Source organism: Streptomyces sp. NPDC026062 (assembly GCF_055568375.1).
On the sequence record NZ_JBVHOQ010000012.1, the window covers coordinates 18,454 to 41,747 of the forward strand.

General features: G+C 70.3%; 23 protein-coding genes and 1 riboswitch. Of the genes, 10 read left to right on the forward strand and 13 right to left on the reverse strand.

The window, feature by feature from the left end; genetic code table 11:
* Positions 1-3: 3 nt before the first annotated feature.
* Positions 4-175, reverse strand: a riboswitch (cyclic di-AMP (ydaO/yuaA leader).
* A 327-nt stretch (positions 176-502) separates the two neighbouring features.
* The gene (locus tag ACZ4LX_RS13385) at positions 503-811 is read right to left on the reverse strand and encodes a hypothetical protein (protein ID WP_467638321.1); all 309 of its coding nucleotides are present in this window, start codon (positions 809-811) and stop codon (positions 503-505) included.
* A 7-nt stretch (positions 812-818) separates the two neighbouring features.
* On the reverse strand, positions 819-1,454 hold the full coding sequence (locus ACZ4LX_RS13390) for an ATP-dependent Clp protease proteolytic subunit (RefSeq protein ID WP_467638319.1): 636 nt from the start codon (positions 1,452-1,454) through the stop codon (positions 819-821).
* Positions 1,455-1,552: 98 nt separating this feature from the next.
* Between ACZ4LX_RS13390 and ACZ4LX_RS13395 the strand changes: the two genes are divergently transcribed.
* Positions 1,553-1,837, forward strand: a complete 285-nt coding sequence (locus ACZ4LX_RS13395; protein WP_467638316.1) for a type II toxin-antitoxin system Phd/YefM family antitoxin — start codon at positions 1,553-1,555, stop codon at positions 1,835-1,837.
* 65 nt (positions 1,838-1,902) lie between these two features.
* Here ACZ4LX_RS13395 and ACZ4LX_RS13400 read toward each other — a convergent pair whose 3' ends face one another.
* A complete protein-coding gene (locus ACZ4LX_RS13400) occupies positions 1,903-2,898 on the reverse strand; it encodes an ABC transporter permease (protein ID WP_467638313.1) in 996 nt (331 codons plus the stop codon).
* A 109-nt stretch (positions 2,899-3,007) separates the two neighbouring features.
* Between ACZ4LX_RS13400 and ACZ4LX_RS13405 the strand changes: the two genes are divergently transcribed.
* From ACZ4LX_RS13405 to ACZ4LX_RS13440, 8 genes are all read left to right on the forward strand, one after another.
* Positions 3,008-3,637: a TetR/AcrR family transcriptional regulator gene (locus tag ACZ4LX_RS13405; RefSeq protein ID WP_467638310.1), complete on the forward strand. Its 630-nt coding sequence runs from the start codon at positions 3,008-3,010 to the stop codon at positions 3,635-3,637.
* A 138-nt stretch (positions 3,638-3,775) separates the two neighbouring features.
* Positions 3,776-4,078, forward strand: coding sequence for an urease subunit gamma (locus ACZ4LX_RS13410; RefSeq protein ID WP_467638308.1), 303 nt, complete (start codon positions 3,776-3,778; stop codon positions 4,076-4,078).
* Between the two features lie 13 nt (positions 4,079-4,091).
* Positions 4,092-4,403 carry an urease subunit beta gene (locus tag ACZ4LX_RS13415; RefSeq protein WP_467638305.1) on the forward strand — a complete coding sequence of 104 codons (312 nt, stop codon included), beginning with the start codon at positions 4,092-4,094 and terminating at the stop codon, positions 4,401-4,403.
* Positions 4,396-6,117, forward strand: coding sequence for an urease subunit alpha (locus tag ACZ4LX_RS13420; protein ID WP_467638303.1), 1,722 nt, complete (start codon positions 4,396-4,398; stop codon positions 6,115-6,117). The genes ACZ4LX_RS13415 and ACZ4LX_RS13420 overlap by 8 nt, the downstream gene beginning before the upstream one ends.
* A 13-nt stretch (positions 6,118-6,130) precedes the next feature.
* A complete protein-coding gene (locus tag ACZ4LX_RS13425) occupies positions 6,131-6,793 on the forward strand; it encodes an urease accessory protein UreF (protein WP_467638301.1) in 663 nt (220 codons plus the stop codon).
* Positions 6,794-6,843: 50 nt separating this feature from the next.
* A complete protein-coding gene (gene ureG, locus ACZ4LX_RS13430; RefSeq protein WP_467638298.1) occupies positions 6,844-7,521 on the forward strand; it encodes an urease accessory protein UreG in 678 nt (225 codons plus the stop codon).
* Entirely contained in the window at positions 7,518-8,282 is a 765-nt protein-coding gene (locus ACZ4LX_RS13435; protein ID WP_467638295.1) for an urease accessory protein UreD, read from the forward strand. The genes ureG and ACZ4LX_RS13435 overlap by 4 nt, the downstream gene beginning before the upstream one ends.
* A 169-nt stretch (positions 8,283-8,451) precedes the next feature.
* Entirely contained in the window at positions 8,452-10,029 is a 1,578-nt protein-coding gene (locus tag ACZ4LX_RS13440) for an alpha/beta hydrolase (RefSeq protein WP_467638292.1), read from the forward strand.
* A gap of 66 nt (positions 10,030-10,095) precedes the next feature.
* Here the strand turns inward: ACZ4LX_RS13440 and ACZ4LX_RS13445 are convergent, their stop codons facing one another.
* The 7 genes from ACZ4LX_RS13445 to ACZ4LX_RS13475 form a co-directional block, all read right to left on the reverse strand.
* Positions 10,096-11,145 carry an NAD-dependent epimerase/dehydratase family protein gene (locus ACZ4LX_RS13445; protein ID WP_467638289.1) on the reverse strand — a complete coding sequence of 350 codons (1,050 nt, stop codon included), beginning with the start codon at positions 11,143-11,145 and terminating at the stop codon, positions 10,096-10,098.
* Positions 11,146-11,209: 64 nt separating this feature from the next.
* Positions 11,210-11,923, reverse strand: a complete 714-nt coding sequence (locus ACZ4LX_RS13450) for a lysophospholipid acyltransferase family protein (protein ID WP_467638286.1) — start codon at positions 11,921-11,923, stop codon at positions 11,210-11,212.
* Between the two features lie 218 nt (positions 11,924-12,141).
* Complete coding sequence (locus tag ACZ4LX_RS13455) at positions 12,142-12,582, reverse strand: Crp/Fnr family transcriptional regulator (RefSeq protein WP_467638283.1); 441 nt, start codon at positions 12,580-12,582, stop codon at positions 12,142-12,144.
* A 143-nt stretch (positions 12,583-12,725) separates the two neighbouring features.
* The gene (locus tag ACZ4LX_RS13460) at positions 12,726-13,457 is read right to left on the reverse strand and encodes a GAF and ANTAR domain-containing protein (RefSeq protein WP_467638280.1); all 732 of its coding nucleotides are present in this window, start codon (positions 13,455-13,457) and stop codon (positions 12,726-12,728) included.
* A gap of 99 nt (positions 13,458-13,556) precedes the next feature.
* Complete coding sequence (locus tag ACZ4LX_RS13465; protein ID WP_467638277.1) at positions 13,557-14,327, reverse strand: GAF and ANTAR domain-containing protein; 771 nt, start codon at positions 14,325-14,327, stop codon at positions 13,557-13,559.
* Between the two features lie 121 nt (positions 14,328-14,448).
* A complete protein-coding gene (locus ACZ4LX_RS13470) occupies positions 14,449-14,916 on the reverse strand; it encodes a hypothetical protein (RefSeq protein ID WP_467638275.1) in 468 nt (155 codons plus the stop codon).
* 224 nt (positions 14,917-15,140) lie between these two features.
* Complete coding sequence (locus tag ACZ4LX_RS13475) at positions 15,141-15,596, reverse strand: STAS domain-containing protein (RefSeq protein WP_467638272.1); 456 nt, start codon at positions 15,594-15,596, stop codon at positions 15,141-15,143.
* Positions 15,597-15,977: 381 nt separating this feature from the next.
* Between ACZ4LX_RS13475 and ACZ4LX_RS13480 the strand changes: the two genes are divergently transcribed.
* Complete coding sequence (locus tag ACZ4LX_RS13480) at positions 15,978-16,382, forward strand: DUF5133 domain-containing protein (protein WP_467638269.1); 405 nt, start codon at positions 15,978-15,980, stop codon at positions 16,380-16,382.
* A gap of 163 nt (positions 16,383-16,545) precedes the next feature.
* Here the strand turns inward: ACZ4LX_RS13480 and ACZ4LX_RS13485 are convergent, their stop codons facing one another.
* From ACZ4LX_RS13485 to ACZ4LX_RS13495, 3 genes are all read right to left on the reverse strand, one after another.
* On the reverse strand, positions 16,546-18,666 hold the full coding sequence (locus ACZ4LX_RS13485; protein WP_467638266.1) for a glycoside hydrolase family 6 protein: 2,121 nt from the start codon (positions 18,664-18,666) through the stop codon (positions 16,546-16,548).
* A gap of 194 nt (positions 18,667-18,860) precedes the next feature.
* Positions 18,861-20,339 carry a GH12 family glycosyl hydrolase domain-containing protein gene (locus ACZ4LX_RS13490; protein ID WP_467638650.1) on the reverse strand — a complete coding sequence of 493 codons (1,479 nt, stop codon included), beginning with the start codon at positions 20,337-20,339 and terminating at the stop codon, positions 18,861-18,863.
* Positions 20,340-20,401: 62 nt separating this feature from the next.
* Positions 20,402-23,161, reverse strand: coding sequence for a glycoside hydrolase family 48 protein (locus tag ACZ4LX_RS13495; protein ID WP_467638647.1), 2,760 nt, complete (start codon positions 23,159-23,161; stop codon positions 20,402-20,404).
* Positions 23,162-23,294: the final 133 nt, after the last annotated feature.

Below are 23,294 nucleotides of genomic sequence, written 5' to 3' on the forward strand. Positions count from 1 at the left end.
GCGCAACCCTTCGTCAGCCGCCTGTGAAGGATGACCTGTCGGGTTCGGGCTGGCGAAGTTGCCCGGCCGCTGTCGCGGCTTCACCCCGAGGACCGCCCGGAAGTCCGGTCGGCCCGTTGTGCTCGGGTCCTCCACTCCTGCCGATCCACTCCTGTCGACCAGGCATCCGGACGGCGGCAGGACTCGGCGTCCGCCCGGACCGCCCCGCCGCGGTGGCGGGGGCTTGTCGTCCCAGGGATCTTGACTCACCGAGTGCCCGATTTCCGAGGTGAAACGGCGATATGTGAGGCTCGTCACGGCTGACCCGTTCGGGTGGACAGGTGGTCCTGAGTGCACCTCCGGAACTTGTCGACCGGTGCCGCACCAGCGGCGGAAGGGGAGATTTCGCCCGTCTTCCACCTCGAAAGCGCAAATCGAGTTGTCCCTCGTGCGAAGTAACGTCTACGCCGAACGAGCGAGATAATTCGGTCGCCGCGTCGGGCGTGTCGCGGCAGCGTGCTGATCAACTCGGCGGGGCGGGCGGGATGGTGACCCGACGGGAGCGCCGTTCGCCGTCCAGGACGCGCAGGGCCCGGGTCAACGTGGCTGCGTGGATCTGCGATTCGCCGCGCTCATGCATCAGTGTGAGCGCGTCCCGAAGTGCGGATGAGTAGGAGGCGAGCGCCTGGGCGGCACGCAGCGCCCCGTAGGTGTCGCCGCCGTGGGCCGGATTGATCCGGCCCACCTGGTCGAGGACTTGCAGGTAACGGTCGATGAACTCGCCCTCCGCGCGGGTCAGGGCGGGCAGCGGCGGGAACTCCGGTGGCGGCATCGGAAGTTCACCGCTCCGGGCGCGAGGACTGCGGCAGCGGACGGTTCCGGATGATGTGGTCGACCAGCCCGTAGTCCTTGGCGCCCTCGGCATCGAGGATGAGGTCGCGCTCGGTGTCGGCGTTGATCTGCGGGACGGGGCGGCCGGTGTGACGGGCCAGCATGCCGGTCATGGTCTCGCGCATGCGGGCCAGTTCCCGCGCCTCGATCTCCAGGTCGGACGGCTGACCCTGTACCGGCTCGGTGAGTTCGGGCTGCCGTACCACCACTCGGGCGCCCGGCAGCGCGTGCCTCGCGCCCGGGGCTCCGGCCGCGAGCAGCACGGCCGCGACGGCCCCCGCCTGGCCGAGGCAGTAGGTCTCCACCTCGCAGGTGAGGAACGCCATCGTGTCGTAGACGGCGGTCATCGCGCCGAACGTGCCGCCGGGGGAGTTGATGTACAGCGAGATCGGCCGGTCGGGCGCGTTGTGTTCCAGATACATGAACTGCGCGATCAGATCGTTGGCCGCCGTCTCGTCCACCGGGGTTCCGAGGAACACGACCCGTTCGGCCAGCAGTTTGGAGTACGGGTCGAGCGTGCGGGTTCCCTGGGAGGTGCGCTCGGTGAACTCGGGCAGGACATGACGGGCGGCGGGGCGGTGCATGGCGGGGCCTCTCCTCCGGGTGCGCGGAGGCCGGGCAGGGCGCTCGCGCACGCTTCTGTAGAAAATGTACAGGACGTACAGAAGGTTATGATGGGAGCATGGCCTACGAGATTCCGGTGACGCAAGCCCGAGCCGACCTAGCCGAACTGATCAACCGAGTCGTCTACGGTGGCGAGCGCGTGATCGTGACGCGGCACGGCAAGCCGCTCGTGGCGCTCGTATCGGCCGCTGACCTGGAGCGACTTGAGGGTGAGGAAGCGGTGGAGCATGAGCAGGTCATCAGCTCGGTCTCCTCGATCGGCTCCGCGGCGTCCGCTCCGGGCGAACGGCACCGCTTCGGGATCGCTGCGGAGCACCGGGGGCAGCGGGGCCCCGGCAACTGACCGGACGCGAGAAGTCCGCGCGGCCCCGGGACGGTTCTGGGGTGCGCGGACTTCGGGTCGGTGCGTCAGCCTGCCAGTGCGGACCGGGGCGCGGGCGTGGCCCGGGGCGCGTCAGCCGCTGGAGGCAGACGGCGGCGGCGGCCGACGGTCACCGCGGTCAGGCCCAGTGCGGCCCACAGGGCGAGGGTCAGGGCCGCGCCGCCCGCCGCGTTTCCGTCGAAGAACGCGACCGAGCGCAGCAGTGAACCGCCCGCGCCCGGCGGCAGCCACTGGCCGAGCGTTCCGACGGGCTGGGGGAGCAGTTCGGGCGCGCTGGTGACGCCCGAGAACGGGTTGCCCATGAGCACCATCAGCAGTGCCCCCAGGCCGACGCCCGCCGGTCCGATCAGCGTCGCGAGACCCGCCACCGGTGCGCCGACGGCCAGCACGGTGAGGCCGAGTGCCCCTGCCTCGCTCCACCAGTCACCTGTGAGGGCTCCGAGCCAGTTGTCGGTGAGCGCGGTGGCGACGATTCCCACCAGGGCGGCGATGCCTGTCAGCCCCGCGGCTGCCCGCACCCCGCGCAGCCCCAGCAGGGTGACGGCCGACCCGGCGGCCATGCCCGCGATCGCCAGAGGCAGCATGGTCGCACCGAGCACGCTACCGCGCGGATCCGCTGCCGGTGCCGCCACGACATCCGTGACCGGGACCGTGACGCCCGCCGGGGCGGATGCGGTCACCGCCTCGTCCAGCAGCTGGGCGACCACGGGGCCGGCCGCGGACGCCGTCAGCAGCTCGGGGCCCTTCGTGGTGACCACGACGGCGCCGTATACGGTCCGGTCCTCGATGGCGGTGCGGGCCGCGGCCTCGGATCCGTACCGGTGGACCTCGAAGGCACCTTCGTGCTGCTCCAGCTGCCGCTGGAGCTGATCCGCGGCCGGTGCGGATCCCGCGACACCGACGGGGAGGTCCCGGGGTGCCACTCGGGCGGCGGGCCAGGCGAAGGCCCAGAGGGCGAGTGTCACCACCAGGGGGACCAGCAGGACGACCGCCACCAAACGGCGGTTCGGGGCGGCGGACATGACGGGAGCCTCGATTCAAAGAGAAGGATCGTTCGTTTTTCGTATCGGTGTCACTCTCCGGCCGGGTCGGTCGCTTGTCAAGAAGGAACGTTCGTTTTACATTGAGGTCATGGCCCGTGTATCCCAGGAACACCTCGATGCCCGCCGCCGGCAGATCCTCGACGGCGCGGCGCGGTGCTTCGCCCGCGACGGTTTCCACGCCGCTTCGATGCAGGACGTGCTCAAGGAGGTCGGACTGTCGGCCGGTGCGGTCTACCGCTACTTCAACGGCAAGGAGGACCTGATCGCCGCCATTGCCGAAGAGGCGGTCGGCGGAGTCCGGCAGGCGTTCGAGCGCGCTGCCCGCGTCAGTCCGCCGCCCACCCCCGACGTGCTGATCGGCCGTGTGGTGCGCACCCTCTTCGGCGAGGAGGCGGACGGACGGGGCGGGCTGGACCGGCGGGCCTATGCCGGACTGATCGTGCAGGTGTGGTCCGAGACGCTGCGCAGCGAGCGGCTGGCGGCCACGCTCAGCGAGGCGTACACGGGTCTGCGGATGTCGTGGGCGGAGCTGGTCGGTGTGTACCGGGTGAGCGGGATGCTCGCGACCGAGGCGCAGGACGAGCACATCGCCCGCACGCTGATCGCCACCGCCCAGGGCTTCATCACCCAGCTCGCCATGTTCGGCGACGCGGGACCCGAGGTGCTCGAAAGCGGTCTGCGCGGGCTGATGTCCATGGATCTGCAAAGGGGCAGTTAACGCGCCGGAAAAACTTCGGCCCTAACGTGCAATACCTCGCCGTGCGGCACCGGTTCGATGTTCAACAGACTGTTGAATGCGGCTGGTGTCTCGCTGCGCCCAGGGCCGGTACTGGGCGGACGACTGTGAGGTGGACACATGCAACTGACCCCGCACGAACAGGAACGCCTGCTCATACATGTGGCCGCGGACGTGGCCGCGAAACGCCGCGCACGTGGCCTGCGTCTCAACCACCCCGAGGCCGTCGCCCTCATCACCTCCCACCTCCTGGAGGGCGCGCGCGACGGCCGTACGGTCTCCGAACTCATGGCGTCCGGACGCAAGGTGCTCACCCGCGACGACGTCATGGAGGGCATCGCCGAGATGATCCACGACGTGCAGGTCGAGGCGACCTTCCCCGACGGCACCAAGCTCGTCACCGTCCACGAGCCGATCGTCTGACGGGGCGCCGCCGATGATTCCTGGAGAGATTCTGTACGCGGACGGACCCGTGCCGCTCAACGCGGGCCGGCCCGTTGTCCGCCTCACCGTCCTCAACGCGGCGGACCGGCCGGTCCAGGTCGGTTCGCACTACCACTTCGCCGAGGCCAATCCCGGCCTCGAGTTCGACCGCCCGGCCGCCGGAGGACTGCGGCTGAACATCGCCGCGGGAACCGCCGTCCGGTTCGAGCCCGGCATTCCCGTCGACATCGAACTCGTCCCGCTGGCGGGGCGGCGGATCGTCCCGGGCCTGCGCGGCGAGACCGGAGGCCCCCTCGATGACTGAACTCCACCGCGCCGTGTACGCCGACCTGTTCGGCCCCACCACCGGCGACCGGATCCGCCTCGCCGACACCGACCTGCTCGTGGAGATCGAGGAGGACCGCTGCGGCGGACCCGGACTCGCGGGCGATGAAGCGGTGTTCGGCGGGGGAAAGGTGATTCGCGAGTCCATGGGGCAGGCGCGTACCACCCGCGCCGAAGGCGCTCCGGACACGGTCATCACGGGCGCCGTCGTCATCGATCACTGGGGAATCGTCAAGGCCGACGTCGGCATGCGTGACGGCCGGATCACCGGGATAGGGAAGGCCGGCAACCCGGACACCATGGACGGCGTCCATCCGGACCTGGTGATCGGCCCGGAGACCGAAATCATCTCGGGGAACGGGAAGTTCCTGACCGCGGGTGCCATCGACGCACATGTCCACTTCATCTCGCCGACCCTTGTGGACCAGGCGCTCTCCAGCGGCATCACCACCCTGGTCGGCGGCGGCACCGGTCCGGCCGAGGGGACGAAGGCCACCACCGTCACTCCCGGCCCCTGGCATCTTGCCCGTATGTTCGAGGCGTTGGAGGCGTATCCGGTCAACATCGGACTGCTCGGCAAGGGCAACACGATGTCCCGTGACGCCATGCACTCCCAACTGCGGGCAGGCGCGTTGGGGTTCAAGATCCATGAGGACTGGGGCGCGACCCCTGCGGTCATCGACGCCTGCCTCAGGGTCTGCGAGGAGACGGGGGCCCAGCTGGCCATCCACACCGACACGCTCAACGAGGCAGGATTCGTCGCCGACACCCTGGCCGCCATCGCCGGGCGCACCATCCACGCCTACCACACCGAGGGCGCCGGCGGCGGGCACGCCCCCGACATCATCAGCGTCGTCTCGGAGCCGTATGTGCTGCCCAGCTCCACCAACCCGACGCGCCCGCACACCGTCAACACCATCGAGGAACACCTCGACATGCTGATGGTGTGCCACCACCTGAACCCCGCCGTACCGGAGGACCTGGCATTCGCCGAGTCGCGGATCCGGCCCTCGACCATCGCTGCCGAGGACATCCTGCACGACCTCGGTGCCATCTCGATCATCTCCTCCGACTCGCAGGCCATGGGACGCATAGGCGAGGTCGTCCTGCGCACCTGGCAGACCGCCCACGTGATGAAGAGGAGACGCGGCGCGCTGCCGGGCGACGGGCGGGCCGACAACCACCGAGTCCGTCGCTATGTCGCCAAATACACCATCAACCCTGCGGTGGCCCAAGGCCTCGACCGGGAGATCGGATCCGTGGAGACCGGCAAGCTCGCCGATCTGGTGCTGTGGGAACCGGCCTTCTTCGGGGTCAAGCCCCAGACCGTCATCAAGGGCGGCCAGATCGCGTACGCGCAGATGGGCGACGCCAACGCCTCCATCCCCACCCCGCAGCCCGTCCTGCCACGCCCCATGTTCGGCGCGGTCGGCAGGGCTCCGGCCGCAAACTCGTTCAACTTCGTGTCCGGTGCGGCGATCGAGGACGGGCTGCCCGAACGGCTCGGACTGGGGAAACGGTTCGTACCGATCACCAGCACCCGGGGTGTGACCAAGGCCGACATGCGGGAGAACGATGCGCTGCCCCGGGTGGACGTCGACCCGGACAGCTTCGCCGTGACGATCGAGGGTGACCGGGTCGATCCTGCGCCCGCCGCCGAACTTCCCATGGCCCAGCGCTATTTCCTCTTCTGAGAACGGACGGCGGATGAGCCGTGCAGCCCTGCTCGTCCTGGCCGACGGCCGGTTCCCCGCCGGTGGTCACGCCCACTCCGGCGGCGCTGAGGCGGCCGTCGTGGCAGGACGGATCCGCAACGCCGACGACCTCGCCGACTTCTGCCGGGGCCGTCTGCACACGGCCGGGTTCACCGCCGCGGCGCTCGCCGCGGCGGCCGCCCACGGCCACGACCCGCTGGCCCTGGACGAGGCCGCCGACGCTCGCACGCCCTCACCCGCCCTGCGGGCGGTCGCCCGCAAGCTGGGCCGGCAGCTGATGAGGGCCGCCCGCGCGACCTGGCCGGGTGAGGAACTCGACACGTTCGCCCTGGCCCGGCCGCGAGGCGGCCACCAGCCGGTCGTGCTCGGCCTGACCGCGCGTTCGGCGGGGCTCGGGCCCCAGGACGCCGCACACTGCGCCGCGTATGAGACGGTCGGCGGGCCCGCAACGGCCGTCGTCAGGTTGCTCTCCCTCAATCCGTTCGACGCCACCGCGGTGCTGGCCCGGCTCGCCCCGGAACTCGACCGGGTCGCCGAGCGGGCCGCTGCCGCCGCGCGCGGACCCATCGGTGAACTGCCCGCCGCATCGGCTCCGTTGCTCGACATCTTCGCCGAGGCCCATGCCGCCCGGCCGGTCCGGCTGTTCGCCTCATGACTCCCGGCGCGCCGAACGGCACGCCCCCCGAACCGCACAGGAGCCGCACCATGCACCTCGACCACTCCCACCCGGGCCCGGCCGCTGTCGGCGCCGACGCCGCACGCCCCGACGGCACCCGTCGGGCCCTGCGCATCGGCCTCGGCGGACCGGTCGGATCCGGGAAGACCGCGACCGTGGCCGCGCTCTGCCGTGCCCTGCGCGACCAGTTGTCCCTGGCTGTCGTCACCAACGACATCTACACCCGTGAGGACGCGGCCTTCCTGCTGCGCAACGCGGTGCTGCCGCCCGAGCGGATCCAGGCCGTCGAGACCGGAGCCTGCCCGCACACCGCGATCCGCGACGACATATCCGCCAATCTCGAAGCCGTCGAGGACCTGGAGGACACCGTGGGCCCCCTCGACCTCATTCTCGTGGAGTCCGGTGGCGACAACCTCACGGCCACCTTCTCCAAAGGGCTCGTGGACGCCCAGATCTTCATCATCGACGTCGCGGGCGGCGACGACATCCCGCGCAAGGGCGGTCCCGGCGTCACCACATCCGACCTACTGGTGATCAACAAGACGGACCTGGCCCCCTACGTCGGCTCCGACCTCGGCCGGATGGCCGCCGACGCCGCACAGCAGCGCGGAGATCTGCCCGTCGCCTTCACCTCGCTCACCTCGGGCGAAGGCGTCGGCCCGGTCGCCGACTGGGTGCGGGGGCGGCTCGCCTCCTGGACCGCGTGAGCGTCCGGGCCGCCGCCCGTGTCACCGCCGTGCGCGATGGGCACGGCGCCACCACGCTCCCCGTCCTGGAGAGCGACGGGCCGCTCGCCCTGCGAAGGACGAGGTCCGTCCTCCCCGGGGCGGCGCGCGTCACCGTCGTGGGCGCGATGAGCGCCCCGCTCGGCGGCGACCGGCTCACCGTCGAGGTGCGGGCCGGGCAAGGCACCCGGCTCACCGTCGACTCGGCGGCGGCCACGGTCGCTCTGCCCGGCCCCGAGGCGGCTCCGGCGCGCTACGACATCGCGCTGGACGTGGAGGACGGGGCCGAGCTCAACTGGCTTCCCGAACAGCTCGTCTCGGCACACGGCAGCGAACTCCTGATGACCACGACCGTGCAACTCGCCTCCACGGCACGGCTGGTGCTGCGTGAGGAGCTGATACTCGGCCGGCACGGCGAGACCACCGGCACGCTCCTGAGCAGGCTCACCGTCCGTCATGCCGGACGCCCGCTTCTCGATCAGCAACTGGCGTACGGGCCCGGTGCACCCGGCGGCTGGGACGGACCCGCCGTGCTCGGAGGCAACCATGCCATCGGACAACTCCTCGTCGTGGACCAGGTTTTCGACGGTTGTGGCCCGGACGCCCGGCTGATGGGATCCACGGCCGTGCTGACCCCGCTCGCGGGCCCCGCCGTCCTGGTGACCGTGCTCGCCGCCGACGCGAGGGAGCTGCGCTCCGTGCTGGACCGGGCGGCCGGCGAACTGGCGGCCATGAGTGGCTGACCACCGGCGGCCGGACACCGCTGGCAGGACATCGTTGTCCGGTTATCGATTCGGTAAAGAAGCATGTGGGTGATCTGTTCCCTGACAGCTCACAGGAGACAGGATCCGCGCAAGGTTCCTACTGAACAGCGCCGCACCCGAAGGCGCTTCACCATGGGGGAGGTTCCACTTGAGACGTACAGCAGCGCTCGGCCCGGTCGGCGCTCTGCTCGCGGGCACGCTCATAGCGGGCGCGACAGCCGCACCGGCTGCCATCGCCGACGGCCGGCCGCACAACGGCTCCGAGGCGCGCGGTGTGCAACTGGCCGCGGAACGCGCGGCCAGGGCCGGCATCGACTGGGCGGACTGTCCGGCCGACTGGGCCATCGCCGCGCCGATCCAGTGCGGATGGGTCACCGTCCCGCTCGACTACGCCCGGCCCGACGGCAAGAAGATCAGGATTGCGGTCGACCGCCACGTCAGCACCGGAACGAGCGGTGAACGTCAGGGCGCCCTGATCTACAACCCGGGCGGCCCCGGTGGCTCGGGCATGGCGTTCCCCAAGCGGATCGCCACAAAGAGCCCGCTCTGGGTGAACACGGCGAAGGCCTACGACTTCGTGGGCTTCGACCCCCGCGGCGTCGGCCATTCGGCGCCGATCTCCTGCATCGACCCGCAGGAGTTCGTCAAGGCCCCCAAGGCCGACCCGGTGCCCGACACCGAGGCCGACAAGCGCGCCCAGCGCAAGCTCGCCGCCGAGTACGCGGACGGCTGCGCCGAACGCAGTGGCGACATGCTGCCGCACATGACGACGCCGAACACCGCACGCGACCTGGACGTCATCCGCGCCGCGCTCGGTGAGAAGAAGCTCAACTACCTGGGCGTCTCGTACGGCACCTACCTGGGCGCCGTCTACGGAACGCTCTTCCCCTCCCATGTCCGCCGCATGGTCGTCGACAGCGTCGTCGACCCGGCGAAGGACAACATCTGGTACCGGGCGAACCTCAACCAGGACATCGCCTTCCAGAAGCGCTGGGGCGACTGGAAGGACTGGGTCGCCGCCAACGACGCCACCTTCCACATCGGCGACACCTCGCAGAAGGTCGAGCAGGAGTGGCTGAAGCTGCGTGCGGCAGCCAAGAAGAGCCCGATCGGCGGTGTCCTCGGCCCCGCCGAGCTGATCGGCTTCTTCCAGAGCGCCCCGTACTACGACTCCGCCTGGGCGCCCACCGCCCGGATCTGGAGCGCCTACCGTGCCGGTGACACCCAGGCCCTGATCGACGCCGCCGCCCCCGACCTCTCGGACACGGCGGGCAACATCCGGTCCGAGAACAGCAACGCCGTGTACACTGCGGTCGAGTGCGCGGACGCCAAGTGGCCGACCAGCTGGCGGACGTGGGACCGGGACAACACCCGGCTGCACAAGGACTACCCGTTCATGACGTGGGCCAACGCCTGGATGAACCTTCCGTGTGCGACCTGGAAGGCCAAGCAGCAGACCCCGCTGGACGTCCGCACCGGCAAGGGACTGCCCCCGGTGCTGATCGTGCAGTCCACGCGTGACGCCGCCACTCCGTACGAAGGCGCCGTCGAACTGCACAAGCGTTTCCGGGGCTCACGCCTCATCACCGAGGAGGGCGCCGGATCGCACGGCGTCACCGGCCTGGTCAACCCCTGTGTCAACGAGCGGGTGGACAGCTACCTGCTCACCGGGAAGACCGACCGGCGCGACGTGACGTGCACCCCGCACGCCACGCCGAAGCCGTAGCACCCGAGAGCGACGCGACGGGCCGCCGGCAGTCTGCCGACGGCCCGTCCCCTCCGACGGCCCGGTTCACACCTCCCGGTCGTACCGCTCCAGCCAGGCGTGCTCCGCCTCGTAGTCGAAGAGCCCGGTGCCGTAGGCGCGCACCATCGCCGGATAGGCGTCGGTCCAGTCGCGGTCCGCCAGCTGACCGACGATCCATTCGACCGTCTCCGGCAGTGACTCGGTGTAGCCCGTCACCGCCCGGTACCCGAGCTCCCGCTCCGCGGCGCTCATGTCGTAGACGATCGGATGCGGGCTGCTCCAGGGGGTACTGCCCACGCCCTCCGGTGTCGCCGGCCCCGGCATCAGTACGGTCTGCGCACTGTGGCCCAGCACCGCGTCCACCGCCTCGCCGATCTCCGCGACCGTCGGCGCCTGCGGATCGGCTGCGTTGAGCACCCGGGAGCCCGGCTTCAGAGCGGCCAGACGGACCAGCTCAGCCACATTGCCGGCATGGACGGGATGGAAGCGCGAGGTCCCCCCGTACGCCAGGACCCGCCGCGTGCGGCCGTCCAGGGCCCGCTTCACGAAGTACAGCTCCCGCGGTGAGCGGCAGTACGGGCCGTGGACCGCGCCCGCCCTCAGCAGCGTGACCGGCAGCGAGTCACCCGCCGCCAGCAGGTCCTGCTCCAGCCGGATCTTCCGTGTCGCGTACGTGGCGCCGCCCGGCGCCACCGTGGCCTGCGACTCCGGAAGGGGCACCGGGTAGCGAGGCATCCCGTCCGGCTCGCCCTGAGTATCGAAACTCCGTCCGCGATCGTCCTCGTACACCGCACCGCTGGAGACGACCACCGCGGAGCCGATCCGGTCGGCGAGCGCCGTCAACTGCCGGGCGTGCTGCTCCCCGTACGCCACCATGTCGACCAGCACGTCACAGCCGTCGCCGAGCGCCGCCGCGAGCGCGCCGTCCTCGTCCCGGTCCAGAGCGGCAGACCGGACGTCCTCGTGCCAACTCGCGTCACGGTCACCGCCGCGCGAGGCGGCGGTGACCTCCCAGCCGTCCTCGACGAGCGAGCGCACCGCGGCCCGCCCGATCTGCCCTGTCGCTCCCAGCACCCATGCGTGTCCTTTGCCCATGCACCGCACGCTAGGGTCTGCCCGATGCCCGGACCAGCGGGGTTCACCGAGCGCGAATCCGCCGTCAGCGTTGGCGTTTCGGGACCTTTCCCGCGTTGCCGGCCTGTTCGGAGGCCTTCACTTCGGCCGCGTACGCGTCGACGTACTCCTGACCGGAGAGACCGAGGATCGCGTACATGATCTCGTCGGTGACCGCCCGGATCGCCGCCTTCTCATTTTCCAGACCGGCATAGCGGGAGAAGTCCAGCGGCTCGCCGAAGCGGATGGTGACCTGTTTGATGCGCGGGACGACCTTCCCGGGCGGCTGGATCTCGAACGTGCCGACCATCGCGCACGGCACCACCGGAACCTGCGCGCGGATGGCCATCACCGCCACACCGACCTTGCCCTTGTAGAGACGGCCGTCGTGCGAACGGGTGCCCTCCGGGTAGATGCCGAGCAGCTCGCCCCGGTTCAGTACCCCGAGCCCCTCGTCGATCGCGGCCTGCCCGGCGTTCTTGCCCGACCGGTCCACCGGGATCTGACCGATGCTGTGGAAGAACGCGGCGGTCAGACGGCCCTTCACCCCGGGTCCGGTGAAGTACTCCGCCTTCGCGAGGAAGGTGATCCGCCGCTTGATGATCGCGGGCATCAGGAAGTGGTCGGAGAAGGACAGATGGTTTCCCGCGACGATCGCCGCGCCGTCCGCCGGAATATGTTCCGCGCCCCTGATGACAGGACGGAACAACAGCCTCAGCAGAGGGCCCAGGACGACGTACTTGAGCACGTAATAGAACACCCGGTTGCTCCCTAGTGTGGCGAACCGTCACGCGGAGTCCGTATGTGCTGGTCACCGCCGCTTTACTGGCCGCTCAGTGTAGGTGCAGCCGTCGCCGGGTGTAACCACTTCCGCTCGCCCCCCCGCCGGAGAACGGCCGCCCGGGCCGTCGGCCGGACCGTTCGGAACATGACGGATCACAGACAGTGAGCGACGCCTAGCGCGGAGCCGAGTGTGTGTCAGGCGTGCGTGGCCGATTCATACAGATCGAGCAGCCGGCTGCGGGTGGCCTGCAGTCGCCGGGCGAGCACCATGCCGACCCACTGACTGATCGCGAATCCGAACACGGGGTCCGAGCGGCACTCGGCCCGCACACGCGGAGCGTCGAACTCATGGGCGCGGACGGGACTGAGCGTCTCGGCGCCCAGCTCCCACTCGAAGGGCGGGAAGAGCCAGGACAGGCCGACCAGCACCCCCGGCTCCAGTGTGGCGATCTCCGCACGACGCCGGTGAGGAAGCCGGGCGTCCAGCGTCACCGCCCCCGTCTTGAGGATCCAGAAGCGGTCGGCTGCGGCATGTTCCTCGAAGAGCCGCTGCGCCGCTGGGAACTGAACGTGTTCGGAGAGGCTCAGAAGGTGGTCACGGTGTACGGACGGAAGGGCCATGAGTGTGGTGGTCATCGGAGTGCTCCTCCGAGGAGCGGCTGTGTACGGAATTCACGTGGCGTCCAAAGTTGTTTTTCCCCGTCGTGTCAGAAGTACGCAACATGGCGCCGGCCTCGCGCGGAATGCTGTCCGGGCCGGTGCCGGCACCGGCCCCTCGCTCATGCTGTCCGGGCCAGGACGGCGCCGGGCTCGATCCGCCTGCGCACCAGTTGATCCGCCACCTCGGCAGGGCGCAGGCCGCTGCGGGCCGCGTAGTCCTGCAGCCGACGGGCCGCCTCGTGCGGCTGGATGTGTCCGGTGGCGGCGAGCATGCCGACGGCCGTGTCCAGGAGTGCCTTGGCGGAGAGCGTCGCCTGCATGCGGGTCACGATGTCGGCGGGCCGCAGCGGGTCGCTGCTCCAGGTCAGGACGGCCGTCACCGCCACGTCGGCGAGCGCCTGGACGAGAGCCGTCTGCTCAGGGGCGAGAGCGCGAGGGCCGTGGGACAGCAGGCTGAGGGCTCCCACGGCCCGGCCGTGCGCGCGCAGCGGCAGCGCATGGGCGCTCGCGTAGTCGCCGGAGCCGGCCAGAGCGGCGAATTCCGGCCAGTGGACCGCGCCGTCCCGGATGACGGGCGCGTGCACGGGAGTGTTCGTGCGGTACGCGTCGGCGCCCGGTCCCCGCAGGATCTGCGAGGCGATGAGACCGGTCAGCGCCGGACGGTCGTCCGTCGTGGCGGCGGTCCGCAGATCTCCGCGGGCGTTCGCCAGCAGGACACCGGCATCGTCCATCCCGGTCAGCGGGAGGCAGTGATGGACCAGACGGTGCAGCAGGGTGAGGGGTTCGACATCCCTGGCGAGCGTATCGGTGAGGTCCACGAACGCCTCGGCCAGTTGCTGTTCCCTGTTCATGCGACTCCACCGTCTTCCTGTCGCTCTTCCTGTCGCTCTTCCGCATCGGAGCGGGTGCCGGTGGCCGCCACTCGCACTCCGGGACAAGCGCGGCCGAACCTAGTCATGAAACCTGACCTTCCCCTCAAGGACGGAGTGGGCCGCCTCCGTCACCGTCAGATCATGGGTGAAGGCATGCGCTCTGAGTCGTGCCAGCGCCTGCTGAGGATCCACGCCCAGGTGCACCATGATCATGCCGGTGGCCTGGTGCACCTCTTCATGGTCGCTCTCCGCCATGGCCAGCCACATGTCCTCGTCCGGATGGGAAGTGGCGGGCCCCCCGGGCAGGTTCAGCAGTGCCGTGGTGATCGCCTCCGCCATGGGAAACGCGAAGGCGCGGTCCCGTTCGGAGAGATCGCCCGCATCCTCCCGGTAGAGATCGAGCGTGCCGAGCGCCAGTCCGCCGGCCGCGAGAGGCAGCGAGAACACGGCGCGCACCCCGAGTCCGACGGCCTGCTGGGCGAAGAAGGGCCAGCGCCTGGCATCCGGGCCCCGCGTCAGGTCGGCGGCGAGCACCGGTGCCACCAGATCGATCGCGGACTGGCACGGACCGTCACCCAGGGTGTACTGGGCCTCGGCGAGTTCTCCGGCGACTTCGCTGCTGGACCACCACAGGACGCGTGCGTCCCCCTCGCCGTGCAAGGAGATCGAGGCGCCGGTGATGTCGAGAAGGTCCACGCACGCCTGACACAGGGCTGCGGGTACCGCCATCTCCGATTCCTCGGCGGTGGCACGGGCGAGTGCCTCGGAGAAGTGTTTGGCGTCTCCGGGCAACATGTTCTCGCCTGAGTACGAGGGCTCTTCGTCGTCCTCGTGGGGCACGGGTTTCACGGCACTTCACCTCCACTGGCCGGGCCGCACCAATATCTTCCCCCACTCCGGTTGCCAGGACCCGCAACGCCGGTACGCGTCGACCGATTTAATCGTCCCGCCCTACGGACAGGGCCCCGGGTCACACCCCGCCGTCGCGCCCCGGAGGCTGCCGGCGTGCCAGCCGGATCCCCCGCGCCCGTTGCTCAAGTGCCCGGAAAGCGAGGGTGCGCCGAAACGAACCCGCCGGTCCGCTGGGCCCCCGGCCGCCACCTGCCAGGCCGGAGCGCGGCGGACCAGTGTGCGGAGAGCCGGTCTCGTCCAGGGAGAGGGTGACGAGATGTATCCGCCGGGCCAGTGCCCAGTTCTGCACCAGTGCGAGTGCGTCCTCCGGGTACGGCACGCCCACCCGGTCGGTGTCCAGCACCACGGATCCCGTCCACGGCGGCAGTGTCTCCAGAGCGCGGTTCAGCCGTCCGCGGCACGCAGTCCGGGCAGCCACGTCGTCGGGCGGGGTGCCCTCCGCCGCGAAGGCGCTCGCGCCGTCCTGGCACAGCGTGACGACGGCGACGGATCCGAGGAACTGCACATGCACGTTGTACGGCCTCATCGGGCTTCCCCTCGGTCGTGGGCGGACAGCCCTGGATACGGCGGGCCCGCAGGCCCATCCTGTCCGGAGCACGGGGGCGCCGTGCCCACTCCGGCACCGAACGGAGACGGCACGGCATACGTGCCGTACCGCGTCGGGCCACCGGAGCCACGAAGCGACGGAACCAGGCTGGCTCATCACCTCAACCCTCCCACACCCGAACCCCGGAAAGGCAGGGGAACCGGTCAGTGGACGGTCGCGGAGCCCGCCGACGCCGTCGCCCCCACAGGGCCGGCAGCCGCCGATTCGCGCTGCCGGTCGGCCCGCTCCTGGACCAGGCGGCGGAATCCGGCCAGGGCCCCGCCGCGCCCCGGAGGACCCCAGCCGTGCGGGGGCAGGCCGGCGATCGCTTCCAACACCCGCTGCGGCTGAGCCCGCCAACCCACCACGAGGACCCGGAGGACGCGGAGCTGTGCGCGCCGGTGCAGTTCGAGAAAGAGCAGCAGCCCGGCCGAGTCCATGAACCGCACGTCGTGGACGTCCAGCAGAAGCACGTCGTCGCCCCGCCGTACGTCGTCGAGCACCTGCTCCAGCAGGGGTGCGGCCGCCGCGTCGAGTTCCCCGGCCGCGCTGACCAGGAGGGAACTCCCCGTGCGCTGTAGTGCTGTGGTGAACGTAGCCGCCACCGGATTGCCGCCCACTCTCCGCCCCTGCTTTCCTGTCGCCCCCGCCGAATCAGGCACGCACGATGCCGCTGACAGCAGCAGGTGCGGGCCAGGCGCGCCGGTGAATCCTTCGCGGATACTCCTTTTGTGTCACGATGGGCGTGACACGGCGTATTCGTTGTGTCACGAGACGGCTGGGCGGGAAAGAATCCCGGTGCCGGCAGGACTCAGCGCAGCTTGGTGCCGCGCGTCGAGTCGTTCAACCTCGTTTGCGAAGCGATGGCTCCCATGACGACTTCTTCTTTCTCTTCCGTGCAACCCCAAGGGTCCGGCGGACGCCGCCGGAGGGCTGCGCCCGGGGCCGGGGGGAGTTTGCCCCTGGAGGAACCGACGACAGCGTGGGCGATCGGCATGATCATGGCCGCGACGCCGTGCTCGGCTCTTCAGGCCGCACAGATCCTGGCGATCGCGGCCGAGGGCGCCCATGTCACCCCGGGCCAGGCCGCCGCGGCCATGGTCGCCGGATCGCGCGGAGCGGCCGTGCCGACGCATCTGGAGCGATCGCTGCGCAGGGCGGTCGAGGACGCGCGAACGCCCGCTCTGGCGGCAGCCCGGGTCGCCCTGCTGCCCAGCCGCGAGCGGACCGAGGAGGCGCTGGCGGAGTTCCGGCGGTGCCGGTCGCGGCTGACGGCGTCACCGTCGGACGAGGCGGCCCGCCGGGCGGTCGACGACGCCGTGTACACCCTGTGCGTTCTGCTGGGAAGGACCAGCGTTCACGATGCCGTGGTGGCCGCGGAGAAGCACCTGGCCTCGCTCGCCTGAGACCTGCCGGCCGGGACCGGGAGGCGTTCCGCCGTGATCCGGCGGCGCCGGAACATGGCATTGCCCTCTGCCGGAAAGCCGGCAGAGGGCAATGCCATGTGGGAAACCCGGGGCCCGGCCCCCGTCACCGTGTCAGGACGGTTGCGGGGGCCGGAACGCGGGATCAGGGAGCGGTGCCCCAGGAGAGCGCGCCGGTGACGTACACACCGATCTTCGCCGCGTCGGTGAAGCTCGTCGACGTCGAACGGCTGTAGTCGTCCGCCTCGTTGAAGTTGGACCAGTCGCTCTTGTTCAGCCGGAGCTGCATCTCACCCGTGGACGCGCCCGCCGCCAGGGTGCCGCTGCCGAAGCCGACCTCCAGGTAGTGGCTGGCGCCGGCCGCCGAACCGGCGGTCTTCACACCGTGTGTCAGGTTTCCGCAGCCGATGACCGCGTAGTCGCACGAGGTACCGAAGGTGGAGGCACCTGCCTCGGGCGTGAACCAGTAGCGCAGCTTCACGGTGGACAGGTCCACAGCGGTGCTGCCGGTGTTGACCAGCTGCAGACCCATCCGGATCTGGTTGTCGGTCGCGGAGGAGTCGGTGTTCTTGTACTGGACCTTGAGCGAACCCGTTCCGGTGCCGCCGCCCGCGGACGTGGTCGCGGACAGTGCGGCGGAGGACGCCGAGACGTTGCCGGCCGCGTCCTTCGCCTTGACCGTGTAGCTGTACGCGGTCGACGCCGTCAGCGAGGAGTCGGTGTACGAGGTCGTGGTGGAGGAGCCCACCTTCACACCGTCGCGGTAGACGTCGTAGCCGGTCACCCCGGTGTTGTCGGTGGACGCCGTCCAGGACAGCGAGACGCTGCCGCTGGTCTTCGCCGTCACGGTCACACCGGTCGGCGCGGTCGGCGCCTGGGTGTCGTCATCGCCGCCGCCCGGGTTGCCACTGCCGTCGATCGGTGGGTAGGCGTTGCGCACGAGCTCCTGGAACTGCGCGGAGAACCAGTGACCCGCGAGCGGGGAGTTCGGCAGCGCGCCGGACATGCTGTTGCCGTTGCGGCCGTTACCGGTGTACGTGGGGTCGCACATCCGGTCGAAGCCCTTGCCCTCGTCGTTGTCGATGGGGGCGCTGTTGCCGTCCGACTCGCCCGGGGGCTTGGCCCAGACGTACGCGTCGATTCCCGCTTCGGGGGCAGTGGTGGGACGCTCGCCGATTCCGGCACCGGTCTGGTTGCACCAGTTGCCGGCGTGGATGCGCCGGTCGACCCGGCCGCCGTTGACGTAGTCGTCCACGCTGGTCAGCGGACCGGCGCCGGTGGGACGCGCGGAGCCGCCCCAGCCGTTGCGGGCCGTGTCGATCAGCATGCCGATGTTGGAGTTGAAGCCTTCGCCCACCAGCATGGTGCGCAGCGCCTGGGCGAACGACAGCTCATCGACGTAGTAGTTCCAGTCGACCCACTTCGACTGGCGCACCGTGGTGCCGTTCACCGAGTCGGTGACCTTGAAGTTCGGCTCCTTGAGAGCCGAGTAGTTGGCCGTGTTCACAATGAAGCCCGACACGTCGTCGACCGTGGCACCCTCGGTGGTGGCGGCCTCCTTGAACAGCTTGGCCGCCGGGGACATGTTGGAGTCCCAGCCCAGCCAGCCGTGGTGGGCGGCGTCGATGTAGTTGTAGACGTTGGGAATGGCACCGAGGGTGTGCAGGGCGTAGCCGACACCCTTCTCGTAGTTGCCGTTCGCCTTCATCGTCGCGCAGGCCTCGGTGGAGCCGGCCGTGCCACCCGCGTTGGTGACGAGGTTGGGCAGCGAGTCCGGCTCGATGATGGTGACGATCCGCAGGCTCGCGTACGCCGGGTCGGCGAGGATGTCGGAGATCGGGTCGATGTAGTCGTTCTTGTAGCGGTCGATCTCGGTCGGACCGAGTTCACCGTTGGACGCCAGCGCGGCGCAGTCGCGTCCCGGCAGGTCGTAGATGACGACCTGGAACAGATTCGCGCCCTGGTCCAGAGCGGTGTCCAGGTGCTCGCGCAGGCTCATCGCGGAGTCCGAGCCCCCGATGGCCGCGATGCGGTCCATCCAGACGAAGGCCGGAGTGTCGGCGATGGCGGCGCCACCCGGTTCGGCCTTCGCCTTGGCGGACCAGTCCGGGTTCACGTATGCCGTAGCGCCTACATAGGGGTTGTCGACCCGCGCGGCCGCCGAGGCGGTGGTGGGGACCGCCACCGCCAGCGCTGCGCCCATGGCCAGGGCGGAGACTGCTGCCAGCCTCCGGCGCATCCCGTGCATCGTTCCTCTGGTATTCATTGCGGCTCCGTGCTCCTCTCGTACGCCTGCGGAAACTCCCGCAGACGGGTTGTGGGGGTGTTGCGCCGGGACACCGTCTGCGGAGACGGTGAGCCGGGTGGTGCGTCGGTGAGGACGCTGGTGGTTCCCCGATGGCGGGCCGAGCGGGGTGATTGGATAGCCCGCCACCGGGAGTTCGCTGGGTGACCTGCCGGTCACGGGGAGGTGCCCGAGGTCAGGGCGCCGTCGAGGTACACCCTGACCTTCGAGGTGTCGGCGAAGGCCGTGTTGGCGGCCCTGCTGTAGTCGTCGGTCTCGTCGAAGGAGGACCAGTCGGCTTTGTTCAGCCGGAGCTGGAGCTCACCGGTGGAGGCTCCGGGGGCCAGACTGCCGCCGGTGAAGCCGACCTCCAGGTAGTGGTCCGCGCCCGGTGCCGGCGAACCGGCCGCCGCCACGCGGTGGGTGACCGTGCCGCAGCCGAGCACCGCGTAGTCGCACGAGGTGCCGTACGAGGCGGAGCCGGACTCGCCGCTGAACCAGTAGCGCAGGGCGACCTTGCTCAGATCCACCGCCGTGGTGCCGGTGTTGACCAGCTGGAGGCCGGGCCTGATCTGGTTGTCGCCGGGCGAGGCGTCGTTGTTCTTGTACTGGACCCTGAGCGCACCCGTGCTCCCGCCGCCACCGGCCGCGGTGGTCGCGCTGACCGCCGTCGAGTCGGCGGAGGTGTTCCCGGCCGCGTCCCTGGCCCGCACGGTGTAGCTGTGCGAGGAGGATGCGGTGAGCGAGGTGTCGGTGAACGAGGCGGATGCGGTGGAACCCGCCTTCACCCCGTCGCGGTAGACGTCGTACCCGCTGACACCGGTGTCGTCCGTCGCCGGGGTCCAGGACAGGGAGACCGAACTGTCGGTCGTGCCGGTCACGGTCACGCCCGTCGGCACCGTCGGCGCCCGGGTGTCCTCCCCGCCGCCACCGGGCTCCGTGCTCGCCTCGAAGGAGAACGCGTTCATCCCGAGCCCCTGGCCGCCCTGCCATATCTCGAATCCGGCCTCGGCGTCGATCAGGTAGTGCGCCGGGTCGATCGATCCCCGGCCGACGCCGTCATCGATCAGATCCAGTACGTCGAAGTCGGCGAGTTCGGTGGCGCCGCCCTGAAGGACGTACGAGATCACCTTCCAGCCCGACGCGCCGGGGCCCGTCCAGACGTCCCAGGTCCGGCCGTCGAGCTGCACCGTCGCGGTGCGGGACTCGATCGGCTGGACTCCGCCGCGGTGGTTCATCCAGATCATGACCTCGGTGCCGTCCGGCTGGTCGTCGGTGACCGGCGCCGAGTTGAACCAGATGTCCATCGAGGCGTTGTACGCGCCGGATGCGACCTGGGTGGTCGACCAGTCGGTACGTACGCTGCCCAGCTCGTCGACGCGCAGCGGCAGCCCGCTGTCCGTCGTGCACGCCCCCCAGTGACAGCCCTTGTAGCTGGACGGGTACGTCGCCGGAGCGCCGTTCGTCGGCAGGGAGAAAGAGGCCTTGGTGACGCTCCAGGCCCCCGTGTCCGGGTCGACTCCGACGCACTGCTCGGCGTCGGAGTTCCACTCGTTCTGCTGGTAGAGGTACTCCCCGCCCCGCAGTTCGGTGGTGCCCCACTGGGTGCAGTCGGTGACCGGTGCGGCCGAGGCGGCGGGGGCGCCGGTGAGCATCGACGCGGCGGCGAGTACGAGCGCCGCGGCCGCCCCCGCCAGCGCCGGCAGTCTCGGACCGGTCACGGTTCGACCCCCCAGGCAAGCGTGCCGGCGACGTAGGCGCCGACCTTGGAGGCGTCGGCGTAGGTGGTGTTGGTGGCCCGGCTGTAGTCGTCCGCCTCGTTGAAGTTGGACCAGTCGCTCTTGTTGAGCCGCAGCTGGAGCTCGCCGGTCGACGCACCCGCGGCCAGCGTGCCGGCACCTCCGGTGAAGCCGATCTCCAGATAGCGGTCGGCGCCCGTCTTCGGGCTGGACACGGCGACCACGGAGTGGGTGATGTTGGACGAGCCGAGCGCGGCGTAGTCGCAGTACGTGCCGAAGGCGCTCGGGCCGCCGTCGGAGGTGAACCAGTAGCGCACTTTGACCGTCGACAGGTCGATCGGTGCGCTGCCCGTGTTCAGTACCTGCAGACCCAGCCTGATCTGGTTGTCGGTCGCGGAGGAGTCGGTGTTCTTGTACTGGACCTTCACCGCGCCGGTGCCGGTCGAGCCGCCGCTCTTCGTGGTGGCGGTGACCGCGGCCGACAGGGCCGAGGTGTTGCCGCCCGCGTCCCTGGCCGCGACCGCGTAGCTGTACTCGGTCGCCGCCGCGAGGCCCGGGTCGGTGAACGTCCGGGTGGTGGCGTTTCCGGCCAGCACCCCGTTGCGGTACACGTCGTAACCGGTCACGGCCACGTTGTCGGTAGCGGCCGACCAGGAGAGGGACACGCTGTTGTTCGTCGTCGCCGTCACGGTCAGGCCGGCCGGAGCCGTCGGCGGCTCGGTGTCCCCGCCCGGCTCGCCGCCTCCGCCCTCCACCAGCAGTTCCGCGTAGATCGCGAAGGCCAGCGCCAGCGCCGCCTGCGCCCAGAACCGGTGGTAGGTGAAGGTGGGGGCCGCGCCGCCGTCCAGATAGGCCTGCACCTTCGGCCAGTCCGGGTCGTCCTTGTACCAGCTGCGGATGTCGATGAAGGTCGACCCCGGCTCGATGGTGTCACCGTTCGGCATCGTGCCCGACCATCCGGCCGGGATGTACACCTCGTCGTTGAAGCGGTTGTAGTCCTTCCTGGTCTCCGGCACCGAGATGCCCTTGTCGGTGGCGTTCAGGGCCATCGCGTCCAGCAGCGCCTTGGCCAGCGCCGCGGCGTCCGCGTCCCCCGACTTCGCGGCGTAGTAGGTGAGGGTCTTGACGTACGCGGCGCCCACACCGACGTCGTTCGCGTAGTCGACGACCGATACGTGCAGACCGGCGTTGCCCCCGGGGTTCGCCGCGTCCCAGGTGTCGGGCTGACCCGTCCAGCTGAGCGTGGACGGGAAGCGGAAGCTGCCGTCGGCACCCACCGTGGTCTCGGACGAGGCCCAGGCGACCCACTTGGACAGCACGGCTTCGGCGCTCGCGTTGCCGGTCTCGTGGTAGTACGCGGCAAGGCGCTCCATGCCCCAGGCCTGGAAGCCGAACCAGTTGTTGCTCGGCGGGTCGTGGTAGACGGGCTGCCAGTCGTAGGCCATGCCGTAGAAGGTGGGCGTGCCCGCCGGAGGCCGGCCGTAGCTGCCTTCCCAGCTGTTGGTGCAGCCGCCCGCGAAGGCGCCCTCGCTGGACTGCAGCCAGGTCAGGAACTCCAGCTGCCGGGTCAGGCTCTTGGACCAGTCGCCCCTGGCTGTCGCGGACTTGGGGGTCAGTGACGGCACGTTGGACAGGGCCCAGGCCGCCAGCGGGTTCTGGTAGCCCTGGTGGGAGGCGCCGTCACCGATGCGCCAGGCCCAGCCGCCGCCGCTGCCGGCCGCCGCGCCGCCCCAGGCGTAGTACCAGGAAAGCAGGTAGTGCTGGGAGTCCCGCCCCGTGGCCGCCGGGCAGGATGCCGGGTCGGTGCAGTCGCCGATGCGCTTGAAGTACTTGTCGAACATGGCGTAACGGAGGTAGTCGCCCATCTTGGCGGCTTTCGCCACCGAGGCCGCGACGTCACTCGCCTTGCCCTGCGCCGAGGCCCAGCGGAACGCCCAGTAGGCAGCCTGCACCGCGCGGGCGTCGGCGTCCGGCGCGTTGGTGTACTTCCACTGCTTGGCGTAGCTCGCGTCACCGACGAAGAGGTCGAGATACCCGTTGGGGCCACCGTAGTTGAACAGGTCGGTGGTGGGCTGCGGGACCGTCTCCCACACCGACTCCTGCGCACCGCGCTGGTAGGTGTTGATGTACGAGGCGCCGGCGCCCGGCCCGGACTCGCCGCCGGTGCCCGGCTTGTTGCCGTAGCCGTAGACGTTGTCCAGGTCCATCAGCCAGTGCATGCCATAGATGTCCATCGTCCCGTAGGACGAGGCGAGTTCGGTGGCCAGCGGGTCGGTGCCGGACTTGACCGAGGGGTCCAGGGCGGCGGGGTAGCCGCTGGGCAGCGGGTGCTCCGGGGCATAGGTCGCGGGGGCCGACGGGTTGTAGGAGTCGGCGGTCGACTGGTCGGCGTGCTGGGGAATGATGGTCTTCTCGGCCACCGCCCAGGCCGCGTTGAAGGGCGCCCAGTCGCCGGTCACCCGGCCGTACGCCGCCTCCAGCCACATCCAGAAGCTGACGGCCTCCGACGTGGTCTGGTGCCCGTGATCGGGCGCCTCGACCATCAGGGTCTCGACCGAGTGGTACGGCAGACCGTCCGGGCTGAAGTAGCCGTTGGCGGCGGCCTTGATCTTGCCGTACTGGGTGAGGAAGGCCTGGGTGTACGGGTCGTCTGCCGCGGCCGCACGGGTGCCGCTGCCCGCGACGGGGGAGGCCGGTTCGGCGACGGCGGTGCCCTGTACCAGGCCCGCGGCGAGCAGGCTGCCGCCCAGGGCACTGCTGAATGTTCTACGGGAAATCGACACAAATCCTCCAGTGGCGGGTGTCGTTGGGGGGAAGGAGGGGTGAAGAGGGGGGGCGGGGGATGAGCGGGGAAGCGCGGCGGGGAGCGGA

Excerpts from the sequence above, each read along its gene's own strand:
- ACZ4LX_RS13385 (WP_467638321.1), bottom strand. The coding sequence starts at position 811 with ATGCCGCCACCGGAGTTCCCGCCGCTGCCCGCCCTGACCCGCGCGGAG.
- ACZ4LX_RS13390 (WP_467638319.1), bottom strand. The coding sequence starts at position 1,454 with ATGCACCGCCCCGCCGCCCGTCATGTCCTGCCCGAGTTCACCGAGCGC.
- ACZ4LX_RS13395 (WP_467638316.1), top strand. The coding sequence starts at position 1,553 with ATGGCCTACGAGATTCCGGTGACGCAAGCCCGAGCCGACCTAGCCGAA.
- ACZ4LX_RS13400 (WP_467638313.1), bottom strand. The coding sequence starts at position 2,898 with ATGTCCGCCGCCCCGAACCGCCGTTTGGTGGCGGTCGTCCTGCTGGTC.
- ACZ4LX_RS13405 (WP_467638310.1), top strand. The coding sequence starts at position 3,008 with ATGGCCCGTGTATCCCAGGAACACCTCGATGCCCGCCGCCGGCAGATC.
- ACZ4LX_RS13410 (WP_467638308.1), top strand. The coding sequence starts at position 3,776 with ATGCAACTGACCCCGCACGAACAGGAACGCCTGCTCATACATGTGGCC.
- ACZ4LX_RS13415 (WP_467638305.1), top strand. The coding sequence starts at position 4,092 with ATGATTCCTGGAGAGATTCTGTACGCGGACGGACCCGTGCCGCTCAAC.
- ACZ4LX_RS13420 (WP_467638303.1), top strand. The coding sequence starts at position 4,396 with ATGACTGAACTCCACCGCGCCGTGTACGCCGACCTGTTCGGCCCCACC.
- ACZ4LX_RS13425 (WP_467638301.1), top strand. The coding sequence starts at position 6,131 with ATGAGCCGTGCAGCCCTGCTCGTCCTGGCCGACGGCCGGTTCCCCGCC.
- ureG (WP_467638298.1), top strand. The coding sequence starts at position 6,844 with ATGCACCTCGACCACTCCCACCCGGGCCCGGCCGCTGTCGGCGCCGAC.
- ACZ4LX_RS13445 (WP_467638289.1), bottom strand. The coding sequence starts at position 11,145 with ATGGGCAAAGGACACGCATGGGTGCTGGGAGCGACAGGGCAGATCGGG.
- ACZ4LX_RS13455 (WP_467638283.1), bottom strand. The coding sequence starts at position 12,582 with ATGACCACCACACTCATGGCCCTTCCGTCCGTACACCGTGACCACCTT.
- ACZ4LX_RS13460 (WP_467638280.1), bottom strand. The coding sequence starts at position 13,457 with ATGAACAGGGAACAGCAACTGGCCGAGGCGTTCGTGGACCTCACCGAT.
- ACZ4LX_RS13470 (WP_467638275.1), bottom strand. The coding sequence starts at position 14,916 with ATGAGGCCGTACAACGTGCATGTGCAGTTCCTCGGATCCGTCGCCGTC.
- ACZ4LX_RS13480 (WP_467638269.1), top strand. The coding sequence starts at position 15,978 with ATGGCCGCGACGCCGTGCTCGGCTCTTCAGGCCGCACAGATCCTGGCG.
- ACZ4LX_RS13485 (WP_467638266.1), bottom strand. The coding sequence starts at position 18,666 with ATGAATACCAGAGGAACGATGCACGGGATGCGCCGGAGGCTGGCAGCA.
- ACZ4LX_RS13490 (WP_467638650.1), bottom strand. The coding sequence starts at position 20,339 with ATGCTCACCGGCGCCCCCGCCGCCTCGGCCGCACCGGTCACCGACTGC.